At 64.1% G+C, this 19966-nt stretch carries 21 protein-coding genes and 1 pseudogene; 8 read left to right on the top strand and 14 right to left on the bottom strand.

Annotated features, from left to right (window positions below):
* Positions 1-99: 99 nt before the first annotated feature.
* The 3 genes from RHODMAR_RS21985 to RHODMAR_RS21995 are packed head-to-tail and all read right to left on the bottom strand — an operon-like array spanning position 100 to position 2907.
* Positions 100-1551, bottom strand: a complete 1452-nt coding sequence (locus RHODMAR_RS21985) for a HAMP domain-containing sensor histidine kinase (RefSeq protein ID WP_008718998.1) — start codon at positions 1549-1551, stop codon at positions 100-102.
* The gene (locus RHODMAR_RS21990) at positions 1551-2237 is read right to left on the bottom strand and encodes a response regulator transcription factor (RefSeq protein WP_008719001.1); all 687 of its coding nucleotides are present in this window, start codon (positions 2235-2237) and stop codon (positions 1551-1553) included. Before RHODMAR_RS21990 ends, RHODMAR_RS21985 begins: the two co-directional genes overlap by 1 nt.
* 55 nt (positions 2238-2292) lie before the next feature.
* On the bottom strand, positions 2293-2907 hold the full coding sequence (locus tag RHODMAR_RS21995) for a trimeric intracellular cation channel family protein (RefSeq protein WP_008719003.1): 615 nt from the start codon (positions 2905-2907) through the stop codon (positions 2293-2295).
* A 274-nt stretch (positions 2908-3181) separates the two neighbouring features.
* Between RHODMAR_RS21995 and RHODMAR_RS22000 the strand changes: the two genes are divergently transcribed.
* Positions 3182-4198: a magnesium and cobalt transport protein CorA gene (locus tag RHODMAR_RS22000; protein ID WP_008719005.1), complete on the top strand. Its 1017-nt coding sequence runs from the start codon at positions 3182-3184 to the stop codon at positions 4196-4198.
* Between the two features lie 63 nt (positions 4199-4261).
* Here the strand turns inward: RHODMAR_RS22000 and RHODMAR_RS22005 are convergent, their stop codons facing one another.
* The 6 genes and pseudogenes from RHODMAR_RS22005 to mrf all read right to left on the bottom strand — a co-directional run bounded on the left by RHODMAR_RS22005 (position 4262) and on the right by mrf (position 10011).
* Positions 4262-5980, bottom strand: a complete 1719-nt coding sequence (locus RHODMAR_RS22005; protein WP_008719007.1) for a metallophosphoesterase — start codon at positions 5978-5980, stop codon at positions 4262-4264.
* A gap of 165 nt (positions 5981-6145) precedes the next feature.
* A pseudogene (locus RHODMAR_RS28355) lies at positions 6146-6268 on the bottom strand (RtcB family protein); the annotation flags it as partial.
* 939 nt (positions 6269-7207) lie between these two features.
* Positions 7208-8272, bottom strand: coding sequence for a VIT1/CCC1 transporter family protein (locus tag RHODMAR_RS22015; protein WP_008719011.1), 1065 nt, complete (start codon positions 8270-8272; stop codon positions 7208-7210).
* A 78-nt stretch (positions 8273-8350) separates the two neighbouring features.
* A complete protein-coding gene (gene rpmF, locus RHODMAR_RS22020; RefSeq protein ID WP_008719013.1) occupies positions 8351-8518 on the bottom strand; it encodes a 50S ribosomal protein L32 in 168 nt (55 codons plus the stop codon).
* A 3-nt stretch (positions 8519-8521) separates the two neighbouring features.
* Positions 8522-8782, bottom strand: a complete 261-nt coding sequence (locus RHODMAR_RS22025; protein WP_008719016.1) for a type B 50S ribosomal protein L31 — start codon at positions 8780-8782, stop codon at positions 8522-8524.
* Positions 8779-10011, bottom strand: coding sequence for a ribosome hibernation factor-recruiting GTPase MRF (gene mrf / locus RHODMAR_RS22030; protein ID WP_042940097.1), 1233 nt, complete (start codon positions 10009-10011; stop codon positions 8779-8781). Before mrf ends, RHODMAR_RS22025 begins: the two co-directional genes overlap by 4 nt.
* 137 nt (positions 10012-10148) lie before the next feature.
* On the opposite strand from mrf, the gene rpmB reads away from it, so the two are divergent.
* The 7 genes from rpmB (at position 10149) to RHODMAR_RS22065 (ending at position 13274) form a co-directional block, all read left to right on the top strand.
* Positions 10149-10385, top strand: coding sequence for a 50S ribosomal protein L28 (gene rpmB, locus RHODMAR_RS22035; protein ID WP_008719020.1), 237 nt, complete (start codon positions 10149-10151; stop codon positions 10383-10385).
* The gene (rpmG, locus tag RHODMAR_RS22040; protein WP_198289511.1) at positions 10382-10552 is read left to right on the top strand and encodes a 50S ribosomal protein L33; all 171 of its coding nucleotides are present in this window, start codon (positions 10382-10384) and stop codon (positions 10550-10552) included. The genes rpmB and rpmG overlap by 4 nt, the downstream gene beginning before the upstream one ends.
* 3 nt (positions 10553-10555) lie before the next feature.
* Positions 10556-10861, top strand: a complete 306-nt coding sequence (gene rpsN, locus RHODMAR_RS22045; RefSeq protein WP_008719025.1) for a 30S ribosomal protein S14 — start codon at positions 10556-10558, stop codon at positions 10859-10861.
* A 16-nt stretch (positions 10862-10877) separates the two neighbouring features.
* On the top strand, positions 10878-11132 hold the full coding sequence (gene rpsR / locus RHODMAR_RS22050) for a 30S ribosomal protein S18 (protein ID WP_008719028.1): 255 nt from the start codon (positions 10878-10880) through the stop codon (positions 11130-11132).
* Between the two features lie 79 nt (positions 11133-11211).
* A complete protein-coding gene (locus RHODMAR_RS22055) occupies positions 11212-12138 on the top strand; it encodes an AEC family transporter (protein WP_008719030.1) in 927 nt (308 codons plus the stop codon).
* Positions 12139-12184: 46 nt separating this feature from the next.
* Positions 12185-12658, top strand: coding sequence for a hypothetical protein (locus tag RHODMAR_RS22060; protein ID WP_042940089.1), 474 nt, complete (start codon positions 12185-12187; stop codon positions 12656-12658).
* 25 nt (positions 12659-12683) lie between these two features.
* On the top strand, positions 12684-13274 hold the full coding sequence (locus RHODMAR_RS22065; protein WP_051048235.1) for a DUF1707 SHOCT-like domain-containing protein: 591 nt from the start codon (positions 12684-12686) through the stop codon (positions 13272-13274).
* 1 nt (position 13275) lies between these two features.
* Here the strand turns inward: RHODMAR_RS22065 and RHODMAR_RS22070 are convergent, their stop codons facing one another.
* From RHODMAR_RS22070 to purN, 5 genes are all read right to left on the bottom strand, one after another.
* A complete protein-coding gene (locus RHODMAR_RS22070; protein WP_008719037.1) occupies positions 13276-15222 on the bottom strand; it encodes a vWA domain-containing protein in 1947 nt (648 codons plus the stop codon).
* Positions 15222-16607, bottom strand: a complete 1386-nt coding sequence (locus RHODMAR_RS22075; protein WP_008719039.1) for an ATP-binding protein — start codon at positions 16605-16607, stop codon at positions 15222-15224. The genes RHODMAR_RS22070 and RHODMAR_RS22075 overlap by 1 nt, the downstream gene beginning before the upstream one ends.
* A 116-nt stretch (positions 16608-16723) precedes the next feature.
* Positions 16724-17593, bottom strand: coding sequence for an endonuclease domain-containing protein (locus RHODMAR_RS22080; RefSeq protein WP_008719041.1), 870 nt, complete (start codon positions 17591-17593; stop codon positions 16724-16726).
* A gap of 148 nt (positions 17594-17741) precedes the next feature.
* Positions 17742-19292 (bottom strand): bifunctional phosphoribosylaminoimidazolecarboxamide formyltransferase/IMP cyclohydrolase, encoded by a 1551-nt coding sequence (gene purH / locus RHODMAR_RS22085; RefSeq protein WP_008719043.1) that lies wholly within the window; start codon positions 19290-19292, stop codon positions 17742-17744.
* Positions 19289-19903, bottom strand: a complete 615-nt coding sequence (purN, locus tag RHODMAR_RS22090) for a phosphoribosylglycinamide formyltransferase (RefSeq protein ID WP_008719046.1) — start codon at positions 19901-19903, stop codon at positions 19289-19291. The genes purH and purN overlap by 4 nt, the downstream gene beginning before the upstream one ends.
* Between the last annotated feature and the right edge of the window lie 63 nt (positions 19904-19966).

Raw genomic sequence — 19966 nt, forward strand, 5'->3', positions numbered from 1 at the left:
TTGCTGCTTCCTTCAGTAGAGACCTCGCCTTCGAGGTCCGCCCGCCTTCTTGCCACCCACTGTGCAGGGCGGTACTGAGAGCGCGCTGAGATCCGGCTATCAGTTTGCCGAGAGTGTCATCGGATCCGGCGAACCTTCGCCCGGCAGCACGATTCGAATCAGAGCGCCGCCGCGCTCGGACACCTCGACGCCGATGGTGCCGCCGTGCTTGACGACCACCTGCCGCACGATGGCAAGGCCCAGACCGGATCCGGGCATCGAACGCGACGTCATCGAGCGGTAGAAGCGCTCGAACACCAGCTCGCGATCTTCCTCGGGTATTCCCGGTCCGGCATCGTCCACCGTCAACTCGAGCAAGCCATCACCGATCTGCCGCATGGCGATTCGGACCTCGCCGCCGCTCGGGCTCCATTTCGCGGCATTGTCGAGCACGTTCAGCACGGCCCTCGACAGTCCCGCCTGATCGCCGTAGACGAACCACGGCATCAGTGATGCATCGAAGTCGATCTCGTTGCGACGACGGCGCGCTCGTTCGAGGCTGCGCTCGACGGCGTCGGCAAGATCGACGCGCTCGAACACCGTCTCCGGCGCATCCTCACGCGCCAGATCGACCAGATCCCCTACCAGCGTGGACAGTTCCTGAATCTGCGCCACCACGTCCGTTCGCAGCTCGGCCATGTCCTCGTCCGGAATGGACGGCGCACCGGGACGCCCGGCCGCGATGAGCAGCTCCATGTTGGTCCGAAGCGAAGTCAACGGGGTCCGCAGTTCGTGACCCGCGTCGGCGACCAATCTGCTCTGCCTGCCCCGAGATTCGGCGAGAGCGCGGAGCATCGTGTTGAAACTCTCGGTCAGGCGCGCCAATTCGTCGTCGCCGGTCACCGGGATCGGCGTCAGGTCGTCGGTGCGCGCCACCCGTTCGGCCGCTGCGGTCAATCGTCCGATCGGTCGTAACCCGGTGCGTCCCACAGCCATACCCGCACCCGCGGCCAGAACCACGCCGCAGGCACCGACGATCAACAGCACCCAGGCCAGGCGGTCGAGCACCTCCCCGGTGGGCAGCAATCGTTGTGCCACGATGAGGGTGCTGCCATCGGTGGTTCTTTGGGCGAGCACCCGCTGATCGTCGAGCGTGCGCAGCGAAAATTCCTGATCGCCGCGCACCACAGCGAGTTCGGCATCACCGATCGGCACCTTGGGTCCGGGTGGGTTGTAGCTGGACATGTCCGGATAGACCAGCGCCACGCTCACATCGGTGCTGTACAGGGTGGCACCGGCCACGAATCTCGGGTCGTAGGCCACCAGCGTGGACTCCGCCAACGCCGAAGCACGAGAACGCAATTGCGTGTCGACATCGCCGTACAGTGCCCGAGAGACCACTGTGTACGCGGCAATGGCCATGACCGCCACCGCGATCGCCACAACCGAGGCCGCCAACAGCGTCACCCGCCAGCGCAACGACACCGACCGAGTCAGCGGAGTCGGCGGCCGCATCGGCGTCGGCGTCAACGGTGGACTGTCGGCAGTCTTGCGCCCGAAGGAGGTGACCATCACGGGGGCGTTTCGCGCAGGACGTATCCGACACCGCGAACGGTGTGAATCAGCCTCGACTCCCCCTCCGCTTCGGTCTTGCGCCGCAGGTAACCGACATACACCTCCAGCGCATTGCCCGACGTCGGGAAGTCGTAGCCCCAGACTTCCTCGAGAATTCGACTCCTGGTCAGTACTCTGCGCGGATTCGTCATCAACATTTCGAGCAGCGAGAACTCGGTTCGAGTCAGGCTGATGGAGCGTTCTGCGCGGATGACCTCACGGGTGACCGGATCCATCGACAGGTCTGCGAACGTCATGGTTTCCGAATCGATGCCCGCCTCCATCGCGGTACGCCGGAGCAACGCACGCAGCCGGGCGAGCAGTTCTTCGAGCGCGAACGGCTTGGGCAGGTAATCGTCGGCACCCGCATCGAGACCGGCGACCCGCTCCGACACCGAGTCCCGAGCCGTCAACACCAGAATCGGCAGGTCGTCGCCCACACTGCGCAATCGCCGGCATACTTCCAGGCCGTCGAGCCGGGGCATCATCACGTCGAGTACCAATGCATCCGGACGCGCCGCCGCAACCTGCTCGAGCGCATCGAGTCCGTCCACCGCCAGGTCCACGGTGTACCCGTTGAACGTCAGCGACCTGCGCAGCGACTCGCGCACCGCCCGATCGTCATCGACCACCAATATCCGCATTCGTACAGTTTGTCCTGGTCGACTGAGACACACCTGAGAGGGGCGCCCACTCCACCTACGGGGTAGGCAGGTCCTTTGCCAGCGGGAGGTTCCACTTTCGCCACAGCGCGAGCAAACGTAAACCCGTCGCGAGCACCGTTCCCACTACGAGACCCACGTTCTGCGGCAGCGCGAGGGCGTCGGCCAGCACGACTGTCGTTGCGCCGAGCAACGCGGGCAGAGCGTACAGATCTCGATGCAGCAGCAGCGGAACCTCGTTGACCAGGACGTCTCGAATGACGCCGCCGGCCACAGCCGTCGTCGTACCGATGAGCGCTCCCGACAGGGCGCTGCCGCCGGCCGCCAGGGCGATCGTCGCTCCCGTCGACGCGAACAGGCCCATTCCGAAAGCGTCGAGCACCAGGACTCCGCGCCGCACCTTGCCCATCTGTCGATGCGCAACGAACACCACCAGCGATGCGACAAAGCCGACGGTGATGTTCGGCCAGGTGTCCAGGGACGTCGGCGGATGTATTCCGATGAGCAGATCGCGGATGATGCCGCCGCCGATGCCTGTCGTGATACCGACGACGCAGACCCCGAACAGATCCAACCGACGATGAACTCCGATCAGCGCACCGGAGGCCGCGAAGGCCGCGATACCCACGAAGCCGAGCAGGTCGAGAAGCACCGAACGAGCATGTCATGCGACAGACAGCAGACCCAATCCCCGCCACGTCCTGCGCGAGTATCCGAACTGGTCGACGGCTCAACTCAACCGAACGGTCCCGTCGTCGTCGACGCTCCAGCCGGGGTTGTGGCAGATTTCCGAGATCACGCTGCCAAGGTCGTGAAATGGACTCGCTGCTGCATCGTGTGATTGTTCCAGGCAACAGTCGTTTCAGGCGATAGTCTCGATCGGGTGCCGTCCGGCACATATCTTTCTGGAGCCGAGGTGACCCGAAGTGCCGATCGTCGACAATGCCGTCTACGTCGAGGGGAAGCGAACCGCCAATCCGGAAAGCCTGGACATCACCTTCGAGCTGGTGCGACAGCGACACGGACTTGCCTGGATCGGCCTGTACCGGCCAGGCAAAGACGAGATAGGTGCAGTAGCAGCCGAGTTCGGCCTACATCGACTGTCCGTCGAGGACGCAATTTCTGCGCATCAGCGGCCGAAGATCGAACGCTACGGCGAACAACTGTTCGTCGTACTGCGCCCCGCCAGATACATCGACGAGACCGAAAAGGTCGAATTCGGCGAATTGCACATTTTCCTCGGGCCGGATTTCGTCGTCTCGATTCGTCATGCCGAGTCACCCGATCTGAGCGCGGTACGGCAGCGGCTCGAGGAAACCCCGGAATTGCTCACACTCGGCCCGGAAGCAATTCTCTACGGCATTCTCGATCAACTCGTCGACGAATACGCGCCCGTGGTCGCCGGACTGCAGAACGACATCGACGAGATCGAGGATCAACTGTTCACCGGCGAGCCGTCCGTCTCCCGCCGCATCTACTCACTCTCCCGCGAGGTGAACGAGTTCGATCGGGCGGCAAAGCCGCTCGTCGAGATGATCGAATCGCTCAAACGGGGATCCGACAAATACCACGTCGACGTCGAACTCCAGCGAAACCTCCGCGACGTGCTCGATCACGCGATCCGCATCTCCGATCGAATCGAAACATTTCGCGGCAACCTGCAGAACGCGCTGTCGGTGCACACCACCTTGGTAGCGCAGCAGCAGAACGAGGAAATGCGCAACATGACCCAGGTCAGTCTCGAGCAGAACGAACAGGTCAAACGCATCTCGTCCTGGGGCGCAATACTGTTCGCCCCGTCCCTCATCGCCGCCATCTACGGCATGAACTTCGACGACATGCCGGAGCTGAAGTGGCAATTCGGCTATCCGATGGCACTGATCGCCATGGTGATCTGCTCGAGTGCGCTGTACGTGGTGTTCAAACGACAGAAGTGGCTGTAGAGCGGCTTCGCCGCATGTGAGTGGAACTTCGTAGCAGGGACCGAAGTTCCATTCACATGGGTGTCAGGACGAACCGAACCCGGCGGTGATCGGAATGTCCCGCTGGAAGGTCAGGCGATCGAATTCGTTGCCGTATTCGTCGATGGCTCCGATGATCATTCTGCTGGGCGTGATTCCCGGGATTCCCGGCACCACATCGACTCTGACGAACGAGTAGTTCAGGAAACGCACTCGCGACCAGGTGATGGACTCTGCCGACTTGGTGCCGTCGGGTGCCCACACGTAGCTGTTCGGCACTGCGGTGTCCGGCAACTCGTTGCCGCGGTAGCTGACGCCTTCGCCGTCCTGGAACGTGTACCGGGGACGACCGCCTCCACCGACGGTGTAATACACAGTGCCGTCGGTCTTCCCACTCACCGTCGCGTTGTCCCCCGCGACCCGTGTCGCGCGATTGCCGCGGATGGGATCGGTGCGCTCGAAAACGTGATTGTGAGCCTGCAGCACCACATCCACCTCGTACTTGTCGAACAGCGCCGCCCAGGCGTCGCGCACACCGCCGTCGCTCGCATGGGTGGACGTCGTCGAGTACGCGCAGTGGTGGAAGAAGCAGACGATGAAGTCGATGTTCGGATCGGCACGGTATTTCGCGAGAGTCTGCTCCACCCAGGTGTTCTGGGCTCCCCCGCTGTAGCCGGTGTTGGCCTTGATCTCGTAGCTGACGTCGTTCGCGTCGAGCGAGAGAACCGCGGTGTTGCCGTAGACGAACGAGTACGCCGACGGGCATCCCTTCGGTCCGTTGGTCGGTTGATCGAGCCGGGCCGCGTGTCCGCCGTAGCCGTTGGGGCTGTAGAGCGCTTCCATGTCGTGGTTGCCGGTGGCGAACAACCACGGAGCGCTGGACGCGCTGGCTTCGATCGCTTGAAAGTAGCCGTCCCAGACGAATGGGTTGAACTTGTCGAATCCCTGTGGCGGCTTCTGCCCGTGCTTGGCGAACTGGGGCGGAAGACCGGCACCGGACGGGTCCGCGTACGCGATATCACCGGCGAGGATGTGGAAGTCGGGGTGCGAGGCCTCGATCTGCCGATTGATGTTGCGGGCGTGCTTCACCGACGGTTCGTTGTCCGGCTTGTAGTAGAGGTCGTCGTAGTCCCCGGCTTGCAGACCCGCTGGCTGCGAGGGAGTTTCGTCGACGCCCTGATCGCCCATCATCGTGAACCGGAACGGCGCGATGCGGCCGGACGGCAGAGCTGGAGACGCGCAACGAACGTCGCTGACGAACCCGTCGGCGGTGCGCCAGCGGTAGTAGTGCGGCAACTTCGGCGTGAGATTGTCGACGGGGACGTGCACGTAGTACTGCTCCGCCGAGAGAATTCCGCCGTCGGTCTGCGGCACCTGACTGATCAGATTGCGCACCTCGGCCGAGGTCGTCGCGCCCAATGCAGGCGTGGGACCGTGATCGAGAAATACGCCGGTGATCCCGGGATTGCGCGAGAGCTGCGCAGAGAACCGCAGCTGCGTCGCCGGGTCGTTTCCGAATCCCATGTGCCGACCGGCCACCGCCAGCGGAGCGTCCTGGGCGTACGCGGTGCGTGCGAACACCGAATTCCCGACGCCTACCGCGGCCGCCGTCGCAGCCGCTCCCACCAGGAAGTTTCGACGACTCACCGGGTGCCGCCGCAGGAACGACCGATGCCAATCGTGCTGCTCGGCCATGGTCATGTTCTCGGCGAGAGTGCCCGGGATTCCGGTCGCGACCGTCTCGCCTGCGGGATTGAGCGTCATGAATCGATGGTGACGGTGACGTCCGCTCTATCCGTTAACCGAGCGAAGCAGTTAGGTGAACAACGCGAGAACAGCGACGCACAACGGGACGAACGCGGACAATCGGGCTTCGCCCGTCGTGCGCCTTTTGTACCCTTCCAGGTACGCAAAAGGCGCACGACGGGATCAGGTCCCCTTGACGTTGAGAATCTGCCGAAGCTCGTGCTCGATGCTCACCAGGTCTCGCGCGTCCTCCATCACGACATCGATCGGCTTGTAGGCGTCGGGAATCTCGTCGATGAAGTCGGCATCGCGGCATCCTGAGCAGATCGCGTCCTATTCAACTGGGAAGTGAACCGCCGTCGCTGTCCGCTCATGCATCAGCACCGTCCGCGTGCCGCAGTCTCCAGCGACGGATGACTACGGCGCTCTCCGTTCGTCCGAGCACTCTGGCTGCCTCCTTCACGGTCGAGGACAGCGCAATAGCGTCCTCGTCCGCCGCCCACGACCTCTTCCCAAGGAGTGGGCGAGCACGCATGCCCGGTGGCCTGACCCAAGCAGCGACTGACTCCGCCGCCAATCGCTTTCGATCCAGCGCGAAGCACCCTGGAGGGTAGGCCCACTCAGCCAGACGCGCCGCTGGGTCGTTCGCGACAATCAACGAGAACACGTCGTCGCGAGTGTTGCGTTTTGCCGTGCGAAGGGCCCCGCTAACTGTGCGTACCGTCGAGCAGAAGAAGTCCGCCAAGCTGGACGAGGCCGTAACGAAACCGACGAAAGGCACACCCGTCCGAGTGAATCCGACACTGCCATCGCCATCGAGCAATCCTCGAAAATATCCCCGCTGATGAAACGGACCGACAGGCGGAGCCACCTGGTTGGACTTGCGACCAGCCGGAACTCCACATGATTCCAGTTCGCGCCGGAATGCGAGGTTGCAGACACGCCAAGTGGCACTTGTGTAATCAGAAGAAAAGTTCGTCGTGCGGGTTCTCGTCGACACGGACGACCTGACATCTTCGAACAGTTGCGGAAGCCGCATCAGCAAGTCGACGTCGACGGCCGCTAGTTCGATTGTTGCTTTCCCCTTTTGCCCTTTCCCGCTTTCGAGATGACCGTCGGTTTGAAACAGTCCGATGAAGTAGGCGTGGTCCTCGCGAGTCAGATCGATGAAGGGCATGCCGACATTATCGGCCGACCCACCGACAAGAACAGGTAGTCGGGATGCCCCCCCCCGTCAGCCGGGACCTACACTCCCCCACCGAATGCGAGTCCCAGTAGATACGTCGCCCCGGCCGCGCCGTAACCGATAGCAAGTTGTCTCAGTGCGCGTTTGACCGGCGGCCCACCGCTGAGCAGCCCCACCACCAAACCGGTGCAGATCAGGGCAATTCCGACCAGAACGGCGGCAACGGCAAGGGCCACATAGCCTTCGAGGCCGAACAGGTACGGCAACACCGGAATGACGGCACCGGAGGCGAAGAAGCAGAAGCTCGCTCCGGCCGCTCCGAGTCCGGTTCCGATGGACTCGTGCTCGTCGACGTCGGGGGCCATCTCGTCGTCGGTGGGCAACAGACGCAGTACCTCAGACGCTTTCGCGTCGGCTTCTTCGGGCGTCATTCCGCGAGCGCGATAGACCAACGCAAGTTCGTTGGCGTCGACGTCCAAATGCTGCACGGCCTCGCGGGCAGCGTCGTCCGGCGACGACGCCTCGAGCAACTCCCGTTGTGAACGGACCGAGACGTATTCGCCTGCTCCCATCGACAACGCACCGGCGAGCAGACCCGCCAGACCGGTGACCAGGACGATCTGGTTGGATACCCCGGATCCGCTGATACCCAAGACGAGCGCCAGGTTGCTGACCAAGCCGTCGTTGGCTCCGAACACGGCCGCTCGAAATGTGCCGGACAGTCGATTGCGACCGCGGGCTGCGAGCGCCCTGATGACCTCGGCGTGGATCTGCTCGTCGGCGGTCATCGCCTGCGTCGCGTCGGCCTCGGTGGCGTACGGCGAGCGAGTTTCGGCTCGCTGTGCCAACGCGAGCACGAACACCGAACCGAAGCGACGCGCGAGGACTCCGAGGATGCGGGTGCGAACGTCACCCCTGAGCGGCTTGCCGACGCGCTCGCCCAGCAGATTTCGCCAGTGCTGCTCGTGGCGGCCTTCGGCGTCGGCGAGCGCGAGCAGAATCTCACGCTCCTCGCCGGTGCGTCGGCCCGCCAGATCGCGATAGACGGCGGCTTCGGCCTGCTCGTCGGCGAGGTACTGCCGCCATCGCTTGACGTCCTGTGCCGACGGAGCCGTTCGGTTCATCGGACCAATTTAGCGGGCTCCGCCCGTCGTGCGCCTTTTGCGCCCTTCCAGGTATGCAAAAGGCGCACGACAGGGGGGTCAGCTCGGGTCGTACACCCCGGCATGCACCGCTTTGACCAGTCTGCGCGGCACCCGGAACTCCTGGCCGCCCACCCGCACCGTCACCAGATCCGGGGCAACGGCCTTCCACTGAGCCCGTCGACTCCGAGTGTTCGAGCGCGACATCTTTCTCTTCGGAACAGCCATGACTCAGAGGTCCTTTCGGCTTCGGCGACCGTAGCGCTTCTCGAACTTCTCGACGCGACCCTGCGTATCCATCACACGCGTAGCCCCGGTCCAGAAGGGGTGCGATTCGGACGAGACGTCGACGACGATCAGCGGGTAAGTGTTGCCGTCCGCCCATTCGGTCTCTCGAACCGAGGTGACGGTGGACCTGGTGAGGAACTTGTTGCCGGTACTCGAATCCTGGAACACCACCGGGTGGTAGTCGGGATGGATGCCTGGTTTCATTCTGTTGCCTCTCGTGATTGTTCTGCGTACGGGGATTCACTGCTCTCACAGGGATCTTCGTGCCACTGACCGAACGGATCGGTCCAGGTGGACCACCGAGCGGGGTTCGCCATCTCGTCGTCGGACACCAACGCCCACTGCAGAGTTCGGTCGATCTCGGTGGGATCGGCCTGATGGACCAGGATCACCAGGGAGGTGTCCCGATCGCCGAATTCCGCATCCCATCGCAGCGCCGCCATCGCCCGACGGGTGGCGTCGACGCGCTCCTGCTGCTGCGGAGTCATTGCAGCCAGCCACGTTCCGGCACTCGCCACGCGCAAGCCGCCGCCGGCCGATTCGATCCACAGCGCTTCGTCGGGCTGAGTCGCGACCCACGCTCGTCCTCGTGCAGTGACCACGCCGTCGAGCAGCACGTCGATGGCCTCGTGCAATCGCTCGGGATGAAACGGCCGGGTGGCGCTGAATTCGACAAGGCCGACTCCGCAATCGACGGTCAAGGGCGGCTCACCCCGCAAGAGCGGGGAGTGGGCGTCGGTGATCTCACCGCGTCGGGCATCGGTGGGCACAGAGGCGAGCAGCGCTGGGGCGTCGACCATGGCGTCCTGAGACACCCAGACGACGGGAGCGTTGGGTGCCAGCCGCGCGAGGACGGCAGCGAGCCGGGCCCGCTCCCACGCGTCGACGTCGGAGCCGGCAGTGACGACGAGTGCATCGGCGTAGTCGACCTGCCCCACCACCAACTGCGCGACGGTTCGATCGTCGTCACCGCTCGCGACGATGCCGCGGTCGGCCAAGGTGTCGTCCCCGGTGGCGTCGGCCAGCCAGGTTGCCGCGTCGAGGCACCCGATCACGGCGTCGATGCGAACATCTCGCGACGCCGGGCCGTCGATCTGTCCGACGACTCCGGCCACGACGACGTTGTCGACGGCCCAGCACAGCGCCTCGGGCTCGAGCGCCGGGTCCATCGCGAGCACGATGCGATCGACGTTGCTACGCATGGACAGTGCGCGCAGCAATGGCAGCAGGTCCTCGCGGAGCGTGCACGAGACACACCCGTGCGCCAGTTCCAGGATGGTCTCGCGGGGGCTCTCGCCCGATACGTACAACGTGCGACGCACGACCCCCTCGGTGACGCGGCCCAGGTCGTGGCGAACCGCGACGGTTCCCGGCGCGAGTAGTGATGTCACGACCGCGTCCATTGCTCCGGTCCAGCCGGAGACGAGGACCATCGGGGTTCGATCGTCCGGTGTGTTGTTCACGAGCACCCTTCTTTTAGACAACGATTTTCATTACCTGCGGATGCACGCTACATTCGTGAACACGCTTTGTCGAAAACGATTGTCATAACGATAAGAAAGGAGTGCTCATGTCAGCGCACTGCCAAGTCACCGGCCGCACCCCCGGATTCGGAAAATCGGTCTCGCACTCCCACGTGCGCACCAGCCGCCGATGGGATCCCAACATCCAGCGCAAGACCTACTACGCGCCGAGCTTGGGACGCCGCGTCACCCTCACCCTCTCGGCCAAGGGCATCAAGACCATCGACCGCGACGGCATCGACGCCGTGGTGGCCAAACTGCGCGCGCGCGGGGAGAAGATCTGATGGGCAAGAGCACGGACGTTCGTCCGATCGTCAAGCTGAAATCGACCGCAGGCACCGGCTACACCTATGTGACCCGGAAGAACCGTCGCAACGACCCCGACCGACTGGTGATGAAGAAATACGACCCGGTCGTCCGCCGGCACGTCGATTTCAGAGAAGAGCGCTGAGCCGTGGCCAAGAAATCGAAGATCGCGAAGAACGAGCAACGCAAGGTCGTCGTCGCCCGGTGGGCTACCCGTCGTGCCGAGCTCAAGGAAACCATCCGCAAGCCCTCGAGCAGCGACTCCGAGCGCGCGCAGGCCCAAGCAGCACTGCAGCGTCTGCCGCGAGACTCGAGTCCGGTACGATTGCGCAATCGTGACGCTGCGGATGGACGTCCGCGCGGTTACCTGCGGAAATTTGGGCTGTCCCGTGTGAAAATGCGCGAGATGGCTCACCGTGGGGAGCTGCCTGGCGTCCACAAGTCGAGCTGGTAAAGGGAAAAGGTTTCAGATGGCAGTCAAGAGAGCACCGTCGAAGAAGGTCCGCGCAGAGGCAGGCCGTCGACCGAAGAAGAATCCGTTGAACGCCGCCAAGGTCACCACGGTGGACTACAAGGACATCAACCTTCTTCGTCAGTTCATTTCCGACCGCGGCAAGATCCGTAGCCGTCGGGTCACCGGGCTCACCCCGCAGCAGCAGCGCCAGGTCGCTGTCGCAGTGAAGAACGCTCGTGAAATGGCATTGCTGCCGTTCACCAGCCGCTGATCCAACTGTCAGGAAAGCCACGTAGCCATCGGCTACGTGGCTTTTCTGTTGCTACACGACAAGAGATGAGCACTTCCCGATGGCAGGCGTCCTCGAGGGCTTCACCGTCATCTTCGTCGTCATCGCACTGGGCTACCTTCTGGCGCACTTCGATGTCCTGGGCGAGCATGGCCAATTCGTACTGAGCCGTCTCGTCTTCTTCGTCGCGACGCCTGCGCTGCTGTTCGTCACCTTGGCGGGCTCCGATCTGGCGGTCATCCTCTCGCCCACGCTGGCCGTCGCCGGTGCCACGGCATTGCTCGTCGGGGCCATCTACTTCGTCATAGCCAAGCTCGTCCTGAAACGCGCCGTGCCCGACGCGACCATCGGCGCACTCGCAAGTTCGTACGTCAACTCCGCCAACCTGGGCATCCCGATCGCAGTGTTCGTACTCGGCGACGCGACCTTCGTCGCTCCCCTGCTGCTGTTCCAGATCATGATCTACACACCGCTCGCGGTGACGATTCTCGACATCTCGACCAAGATCGACAAGGTCTCGCTGCTCCGGACCGTCACGACGCCGTTCCGGAACCCGATCGTGCTGGCAGGCGCAGCCGGACTGGTCCTGTCGATCACCGGCTTCGAGCTGCCCGAGGCGCTGATGCAGCCGTTCCGACTCGTCGGAAACGCGTCCGTTCCGGGCGCGCTGCTCGCGTTCGGTCTGTCGCTCTACGGTGCGCGAGTACTCCAGAAGGGCATCAGCCCGCGGCGTGACGTGGCCCTTGCGACGGTGTTCAAGATGGCGTTGCAGCCGGCGCTCGGTTACCTCATGGCTCGGTTCGCCTTCGGCTTGGACGGGCACGATCTCTTCGCCATCGTTGTCATCTCTGCGTTGCCGACCGCGCAGAACGTGTTCGTCTTCGCCAGCCGCTACCAGCGTGGCGTGGTGCTCGCGCGTGACACGGCATTCGTGACCACGATCGTCTCCATCCCCGTCATCGCGCTCGTGACGGTCTTCCTCGCGTGAGACGAACGCAAAGGTTCTCCTCAGCTCCCGGCGCTACTTTGGAAGCATGAGGTTTCTCGCTGCAGGTGTCATGTTGTGCCTGCTGCTGGTCGGCTGCAGCACCGCCTCCAGTGGCGACGAGGAGACAGAGACAACGACGCCCACGGTCGCTTCCACCACAGCCGCGGGCCTCGTCCAACCGCCCAGCGCGCCTCCGGTTCCGCACGAGGTACCCGTCGGCGACGTCGGCACGATGTTCGAGCCGACTCCGGATCTGATCCGCGCCACCACCACTCCGTTCGAGTCGTGGAGCCAGGTCTCCCCCAACACCATTGCGGTGCACTTCGTGACCGGGACCCCCGAGTGCTACGGGGCCGACGCCACGGTGACCGAGACCGACACCACCGTCACCATCGAATTGCGTACGGGTACCAGGCCCGACGCCGCCGACAAGTCCTGCATCATGGTCGCCGTCTACGCCACCATGCAGATGACACTGGCATCGCCGCTCGATCACCGCACCATCCTGAATGCGGCCTGAGCTCCACGACGGTAGGGTCCGATCGGTGAGCGATCATCTGCCCGACCGAGATCGAAGCCGAGTGCGCGCCGCCGATGCCGACAGGAATCTCGTCGCACAGTTGCTCAGCGATGCGTGCGCCAACGGCCAACTCACCGTGAGCGAGTTCGACGAACGCACCGCAGCGGTCTACCAGGCGAAGACCTACGGCGAGCTCGATCTGCTGACCGGAGATCTGGTGCTGTCCCCGCCTCCCGCCGGCGCACCCTCCGGCGGTTCCTCCCACGACCGCGTCATCGCGATCATGAGCGGTGCAGTCCGCAAAGGAGAGTGGACCGCCGCCGCGCGCATCGATGCCGTCGCGTTCTGGGGAGGCATCGAACTCGACCTGCGCCGGGCGTCGTTCAGCGCCGAAGAAACCACCGTCAACTGCGTTGCGATCATGGGCGGCATCGAGGTCACCGTGCCACCCGGGGTGAGCGTCGAAGTCCGCGGCATGGGCATCATGGGCGGCTTCGAACACGTCAGTGCGGCCCACCCCGGCGCGCCGCGCGTGGTCATCACCGGCTTCGCCTTCTGGGGCGGCGTCAGCGTCGACATCAAGCCGGCCGGTAAGGGATCCAGGCTCGACAAATGAACTACGCTCTCCGACGCTTGAGGTAGTCGCTCACCACCGCAGCACCGAGCCCGTCCAGATCCGGCGCGATGACCCGTCCGCCCACTCGCTCGGCCATCTTGTCGACAACCCTGGCCAGTCCCGGATCGTCGCCGAGTCGGAAGATCGTCACCTGCGCACCGAGTTTGGCGACGGTATCGAGCTCACGCACCGTCAATCCCAGTGTCTTCGACGACGGCGGATAGTCGAAGTACGCGTGACCGTCCGGTTCCAGATGTGCCGTCGGCTCACCGTCGGTGACGATCAGCACCACCGGCTGCGCATTGGGGTGACGGCGTAGATGGCGTACCGCGAGCATCAGCGCGTGGTGCAGATTCGTGCCCTGATCGTAGGCACCGTCCAACCCGGCGAGCTCCGACGCCGTCAACGTCTGTGCGTGCCTGCCGAACCCGATGAGCTGTAGATCGTCTCCACGGAACCGGGTGCTCACCAGGTGATTGAGTGCCAGTGCTGTGCGCTTCATCGGCACCCAGCGGCCGTCCATCACCATCGAGAACGACGTATCGACCAACAGCGCCACGGCAGCCTGCGTGCGCGTCTCGGTCTCGCTGATCTCGACGTCGGTCACCTGCAGCTGCACCGGGAAGCCCGATCCTGTTGCCGCCGATCGCAAGACCGCATTGTTGACCGTGCGTGTCACGTCCCATGGTTCGGTGTCACCGAACTCCCAGGCCCGCGATGCTCCGGTGGGCTCCCCCATCGCGCCGGCCTTGCGGGTGTCCCGCTCGCCGCCGCGTCGAGACAGCGTGCCTGCCACGTCCTTCAACGCAGACTGCCCCAGCTGACGCATCGCCTTCGGAGACAGACGCCATTGACCGTCGGCACCCTTGTCCATGAAACCCTGCTGCTGCAGTGCTTTCTCGAGTTCCGAGAGCATCCGCGCATCCGCCGCAGCCTCCGGCCCGAGTTGCTTCAGCAGCGCATCGGCGTCGATATCGTCCAGCGCGGCCCCGTTGTACTGCTGCGAGAGTTGGTTTCCCAGGTTCTCCAGATCGGCGATGTCCTGAAGCGCGCCGGTACCGTCGCCCAGACCCATTCCGTTCTCGCCCCGGAAGTTCTGCGAGCCGTCCCAGTCCTCACCGGGCCGGGCCTGTTGCAGATTCTGATCGAGTTGATCGAGCTGGTTCAACAGGTTCGAGTCACCGAAGGCCTGCTGCGCCAACGCATCCAACTCGGCCCGCTGCTCGGGTGTCAACGAATTACGCAACCTTTGCGCCGCCGCAGCCCGCTGAGCGAGCGAATCCAACAGCTCGTCGACGTTCGATGGGTTTTCCGGGAAATGCTCGCCGTGCTTGTTCATGAACTCGGCGAACTGCTCGTCGGTGTCCTCGCCCTTGTTGTGCGCGTCGAGCAACTCGTTGAGATCCTTCAGCATCTCGCTGATGGCCTGGCGATCCTCTTCGGTGGCACCTTCGAGGGCCTGCTTCATACCCGCGAAACGCTGGTCGAGCATCTCGCGTCCGAGCAGGTCCTTGATCTTCTCGTAGTTCTCCCGCCCCTCCGAGGAGCGCCAGTCGTAGTCCGAAAGCTCCTGTACCGCTTGCGCTGTGGACGGCGACAGATCACCGATCTGCATTTCCTGGAACCGCGCATCGTCGTCGAGGGCACGCGCCAATGCCTTGCGCTCCTCGAGCACGGCCTTGTCGAGCAACTCTCGCACTTCCTGCAGAGTGCCGTCGAGGTTGTTCTTCTTCAACAGATCTCGGCGACGCTTGGCTGCCTGCGCGGCCAGGTCGTCGAGCCCGCGCATGTTCTTCGTCCCGCGCCGCAGCATCTCCTGCAGCGCCCGACGCGGTGACGCACCCTCGAGCACGTCCTCACCGATGGCATCGAGCGCCTCCCGCAGATCCACCGGCGGCGCAAGGGGATCCGGCCCGTCGTGATACCGCCCGTATCTGGAACGACGCATCAGCTGTACACCGTCTGACCGTCGTCGTCGGGGTCCTTGGAGATCCGACGCGCAAGGTAGAGGCCTTCGAGAGCGAGTTCCACGGCAGCGGCCTTCTCACCGTCCGAGGTCGCGTTGAGCCGCTCGTGGATGTCGCCGATCACCTCGACGTCGGGCAGCTCGTCGAGCAAAGCCTTGGCGGTGATGCGGTCGCCGGTGACGATCGGCTCGCCCGTCTCCACCGCCGTCACCAGAGCAGCGAGGTTGATACCGCCGAGGTGAGCCCGAACGGTATCTGCGGTCGCGCGTCGCAGCATGTGCTCGAGTACTTCGACTTCGCGGCCTTCTTCGCCGGACTCGAATTCCACCTTGCCACGCAGCACCTCGATGATGGTGCCCAGATCCACCGGCCGGGCCACCGGCTCGGCCTCACCGAGTATCGCGGCCCGGTGCACGGCTGCGGCAGCGATGGTTTCGGCCGCAGCGATCGCGAATCGAGCAGACACGCCCGAGCGCTGATCGACAGACGGCGACTCACGCAGCAGTCGGGTGAATCGAGCCAATACCTCGAGCAGATACGTGGGGACAGCGGCCTGCAGATCCGCTTCCTGCTCGATGACGGCAACCTCGTCGTCGAGCTCGAGGGGGTAGTGCGTCCTGATCTCGGCACCGAAGCGGTCCTTGAGCGGGGTGATGATGCGGCCGCGATTGGTGTAGTCCTCGGGGTTCGCACTCGCCACCAGCATGACGTCGAGCGGCAGACGCAGGGTGTAGCCACGAACCTGGATGTCGCGCTCCTCCATCACGTTCAGCAACGACACCTGGATGCGCTCGGCGAGGTCGGGGAGTTCGTTGATCGCCACGATGCCGCGGTGGCTACGCGGGACGAGTCCGAAGTGAATGGTTTCCGGGTCGCCTAGACTGCGGCCCTCGGCCACCTTCACCGGATCGACGTCACCGACGAGGTCGGCCACCGACGTGTCCGGAGTTGCGAGCTTCTCGGCGTACCGCTCACTGCGGTGCCGCCACTCGATGGGCAGATCGTCGCCGAGTTCCTTCGCCTTACGGATGCTGGCGGGAGTGATCGGCTCGTACGGATGCTCACCGAGCTCGGCCCCGGCGATCACCGGCACCCACTCGTCGAGCAACAGATTCAGGGTGCGCAGCAGACGCGTCTTGCCCTGCCCACGCTCACCGAGCAGAACCACGTCGTGACCGGCGAGGATCGCGCGCTCGAACTGCGGCAACACAGTGGAGCCGAATCCGAGGATCCCCGGCCACGGATCTCTGCCGTCCCGCAATGCCGCGAGCAAGTTCTCGCGCAATTCGGCCTTGATCGACCGCTGCCGATGTCCGGATGCCTTGAGTTCGCCGAGAGTGGAGATGCCAGGTTTGGTAGAGGTCACTTCTCCACGCTACGAGCGTTTGCCGATTGCTGCCATGTAGTCCCGAAGCTCGCCCCCGCCGAACTCGCACCTATGCCGCCTGAACTGGACAAATCGCCTGCAGAAGTGCGAGTTCGCTAGACCGGAGCACCCGCGGCTCGAAGCTTTGTTCCGACGCGCGCCACTACATCGTCGGGCCGCAGGCGTAATTGCTCCGAGTTGACGCGCACGATCTGCCACGTGCACTCGTGCAGATCCTCGAACCGCTCGATGTCGCGGGTCCGCTGGCGCTCGTCGAGCCAATGATGAACACCGTCGTACTCGACGCCGACCCGCCAATGCCGCCACCCGAGATCGATGCGTCCCACGAACCTGCCGGTGCTGTCGCGAACCTCGATCTGCGTCTCGGGCTTCGGTAAGCCCGCCCCGATCAGCAGCAGCCTGGTTCGCGTTTCTTGGGGCGACTCCGCACCACCATCGACAACGTCGAGCGCAGCGAACAGTCGACGGATTCCCCGAGTTCCGGGTCGCCGCAACGCAAAGGCTCGCACCGTCTCTGCATCCAGTCCCGTTGCCGCCATCAACGAGTCGAGAAGAATTGCCGACTGCGGTGACGCAACCCACCGCCCGATATCGAACGCCGTGCGCACAGGTGTGGACACATCGAACCCATCGACGATCATCACATCGCACGGGTCGAACGCGTCGTGGTGGATTCTGAGCCCGGGTAGTTGATGCGATCTACCGATTGCCAGCACGCTAGGTGGCGCGCCGGAGTCGATCCACTTCGCGCCATGGACGGCAGCGGCAGAAGCACCTGCGATGACGGCATCTTCGCCGACGCACACCGATGCAGCGAAGGCCATAGCCCGTGCATCGCGCGTGGTTCCCTTGCGAGCGTAGGTGTCGCGAAGAACCTTCTCGTAGTTGCGGCTCAGCTGATGCCTGGTCATCACGCCCGAACGCAGCGCCTCAGATCCCCGAAACGGCCCACCCTCGATCCCCATCGGTCAACCTTGGCAGGGCTGACGCCCACGAAACGGCCTGCACACACATCTGTGGATAGCTTCTTACTCATCCACAGATCGCCGAACTCGCAGTTATGCGGCCGAAAATGGGGTAAAGGCCTACATAACTGCGAGTTCGGCGGAAGGACTAGTGCGCGAAGTGTCGCGAACCCGTCAGATACAGCGTCACTCCCGCATCCTGTGCTGCGGCGATCACTTCGTTGTCGCGAACCGAACCACCAGGCTGCACAACGGCTTTGACGCCGGCATTCGTCAGTACCTGCAGTCCGTCGGGGAACGGGAAGAAAGCATCGGAGGACGCCACCGAACCCGCGACCCGATCTCCCGCGCGCTGCACTGCGAGATGTGCAGCATCGACGCGGTTGACCTGCCCCATTCCGACGCCGACCGACGCGCCGTCGTGCGCAAGCAGAATCGCATTGGACTTCACCGCTCGCCCTGCACGCCAGGCGAATTCGAGATCCTTCAAGGTCTGCTCGTCAGCGGGCTCACCGGCAGCGAGGGTCCAGTTGGCCGGATCGTCGCCGTCGGCGTCGAGTACGTCGCGCTGCTGCAGCAGGGTGCCGCCTGAGATCGGCTTGAGTTCGACGCCGGACGTGGGCGGCGCCTCCGCCAGCAGCACGCGAATGTTCTTCTTGCGCTGTAGCACTCCGAGTGCGCCGTCAGCGTAGGACGGCGCGATGATCACCTCGGTGAAGATCTCCGCTACCTGCTCGGCCATCTCGACGGTGACCTCGCGGTTGGCTGCGATGACGCCGCCGTACGCACTCACCGGATCGCAGGCGTGCGCTTTGCGATGGGCCTCGGCGATGTCGGCTGCCACTGCGATGCCGCACGGGTTGGCGTGCTTGATGATCGCGACCGTGGGCTCGGCATGGTCGAATGCCGCGCGCCAGGCTGCATCGGAATCGGTGAAGTTGTTGTACGACATCTCTTTACCGTGCAATTGCTGCGCCTGCGCGATGCCGGAGCCCGCAGGATCGACGTACAACGCCGCAGCCTGGTGCGGGTTCTCGCCGTAGCGAAGCACGGCCGAGCGGTCCCAGGTTCCACCGATCCACTCGGGGAACGGAGACTCGGACTCGACGAGCACGCTGCTCATCCACGTTGCAACGGCAACGTCGTACGAGGCGGTGTGCGCAAATGCCTGCGCTGCAAGCGAAGTGCGCTCGGCGAGGGTGAATCCGCCACCGGTGACGGCCGTCACTACGTCCTCGTACCGCGCCGGGTCGACAACCACGGCAACAGAGGGGTGATTCTTGGCCGCGGCACGCACCATCGACGGGCCACCGATGTCGATCTGCTCGACGCATTCGTCCGGTGTTGCGCCGCTCGCCACCGTTTCGGTGAACGGGTACAGGTTCACCACGACGAGCTCGAACGCTTCGATGCCCAGTTCCTCGAGCTGCGAAAGATGTTCGGGCTTACGGGTATCGGCGAGCACTCCGGCATGCACGCGCGGGTGCAGCGTCTTGACGCGACCTTCGAGGGTCTCGGGAAATCCGGTGAGGTCCTCGACCTTGGTGACCGGGATGCCGGCGTCGGCGATCTTCGCTGCGGTCGAACCGGTGGACACCAGAGCGACACCAGCACCGTGCAAGCCGGTCGCCAGTTCGATCAGTCCGGTCTTGTCGTAGACGCTGACCAGCGCGCGACGCACTGCTTTACGTTCACTCATCGGATTATCTGAGCCTTTCGTCCATCGGAGGTGATACCTGTGGCGGCCACGGCTGCGATCACGTCGACCAGCAATCGTCGCTCGACAGTTTTGATGCGTTCGTGCAACGCGGCTTCGTCGTCGTCGTCCAGAACCGGCACGGCTTCCTGAGCCAGGATCGGGCCGGTATCGACGCCGGAGTCGACCAGATGAACCGTCGAACCGGTCAGTTTGACGCCGTGGTCGAGTGCGTCTCGCACGGCGTGCGCGCCGGGGAACGACGGCAGCAGTGCGGGGTGGGTGTTGACGATGCGTCCGGCGAAGGACTCGAGAAACCGCGCGCCGAGGATCTTCATGAAACCGGCGGTGACAACCAGATCCGGCTCGAAACCGAGAACGGCATCGGTCAGTGCGTGGTCCCAGGCCGATCGATCGGCGAAATGTTTCAGGGCGATCCGAACGTGCGGGATACCGGCCTCGTCCGCACGGCGGACGGCATCGCAGTCTCGGTCCACTCCCACCGCAATGATGCGGGCTGGATAGTCCTGTGCTTCGGTGGCGGCGATCAGCGACTGCAGGAGCGAGCCGGTCCCCGATGCGAGGACGACGACCCGCGCGGGTGTCTCACGCAAGGCAGTCAGCGCACTACTCCTGAAGTATCGAGGCGGATCGTTCGAGCCAGCCGAAATCTTAGT

The sequence above is a fragment of the Rhodococcus sp. AW25M09 genome, assembly GCF_000333955.1.
GTDB lineage: Bacteria > Actinomycetota > Actinomycetes > Mycobacteriales > Mycobacteriaceae > Rhodococcoides.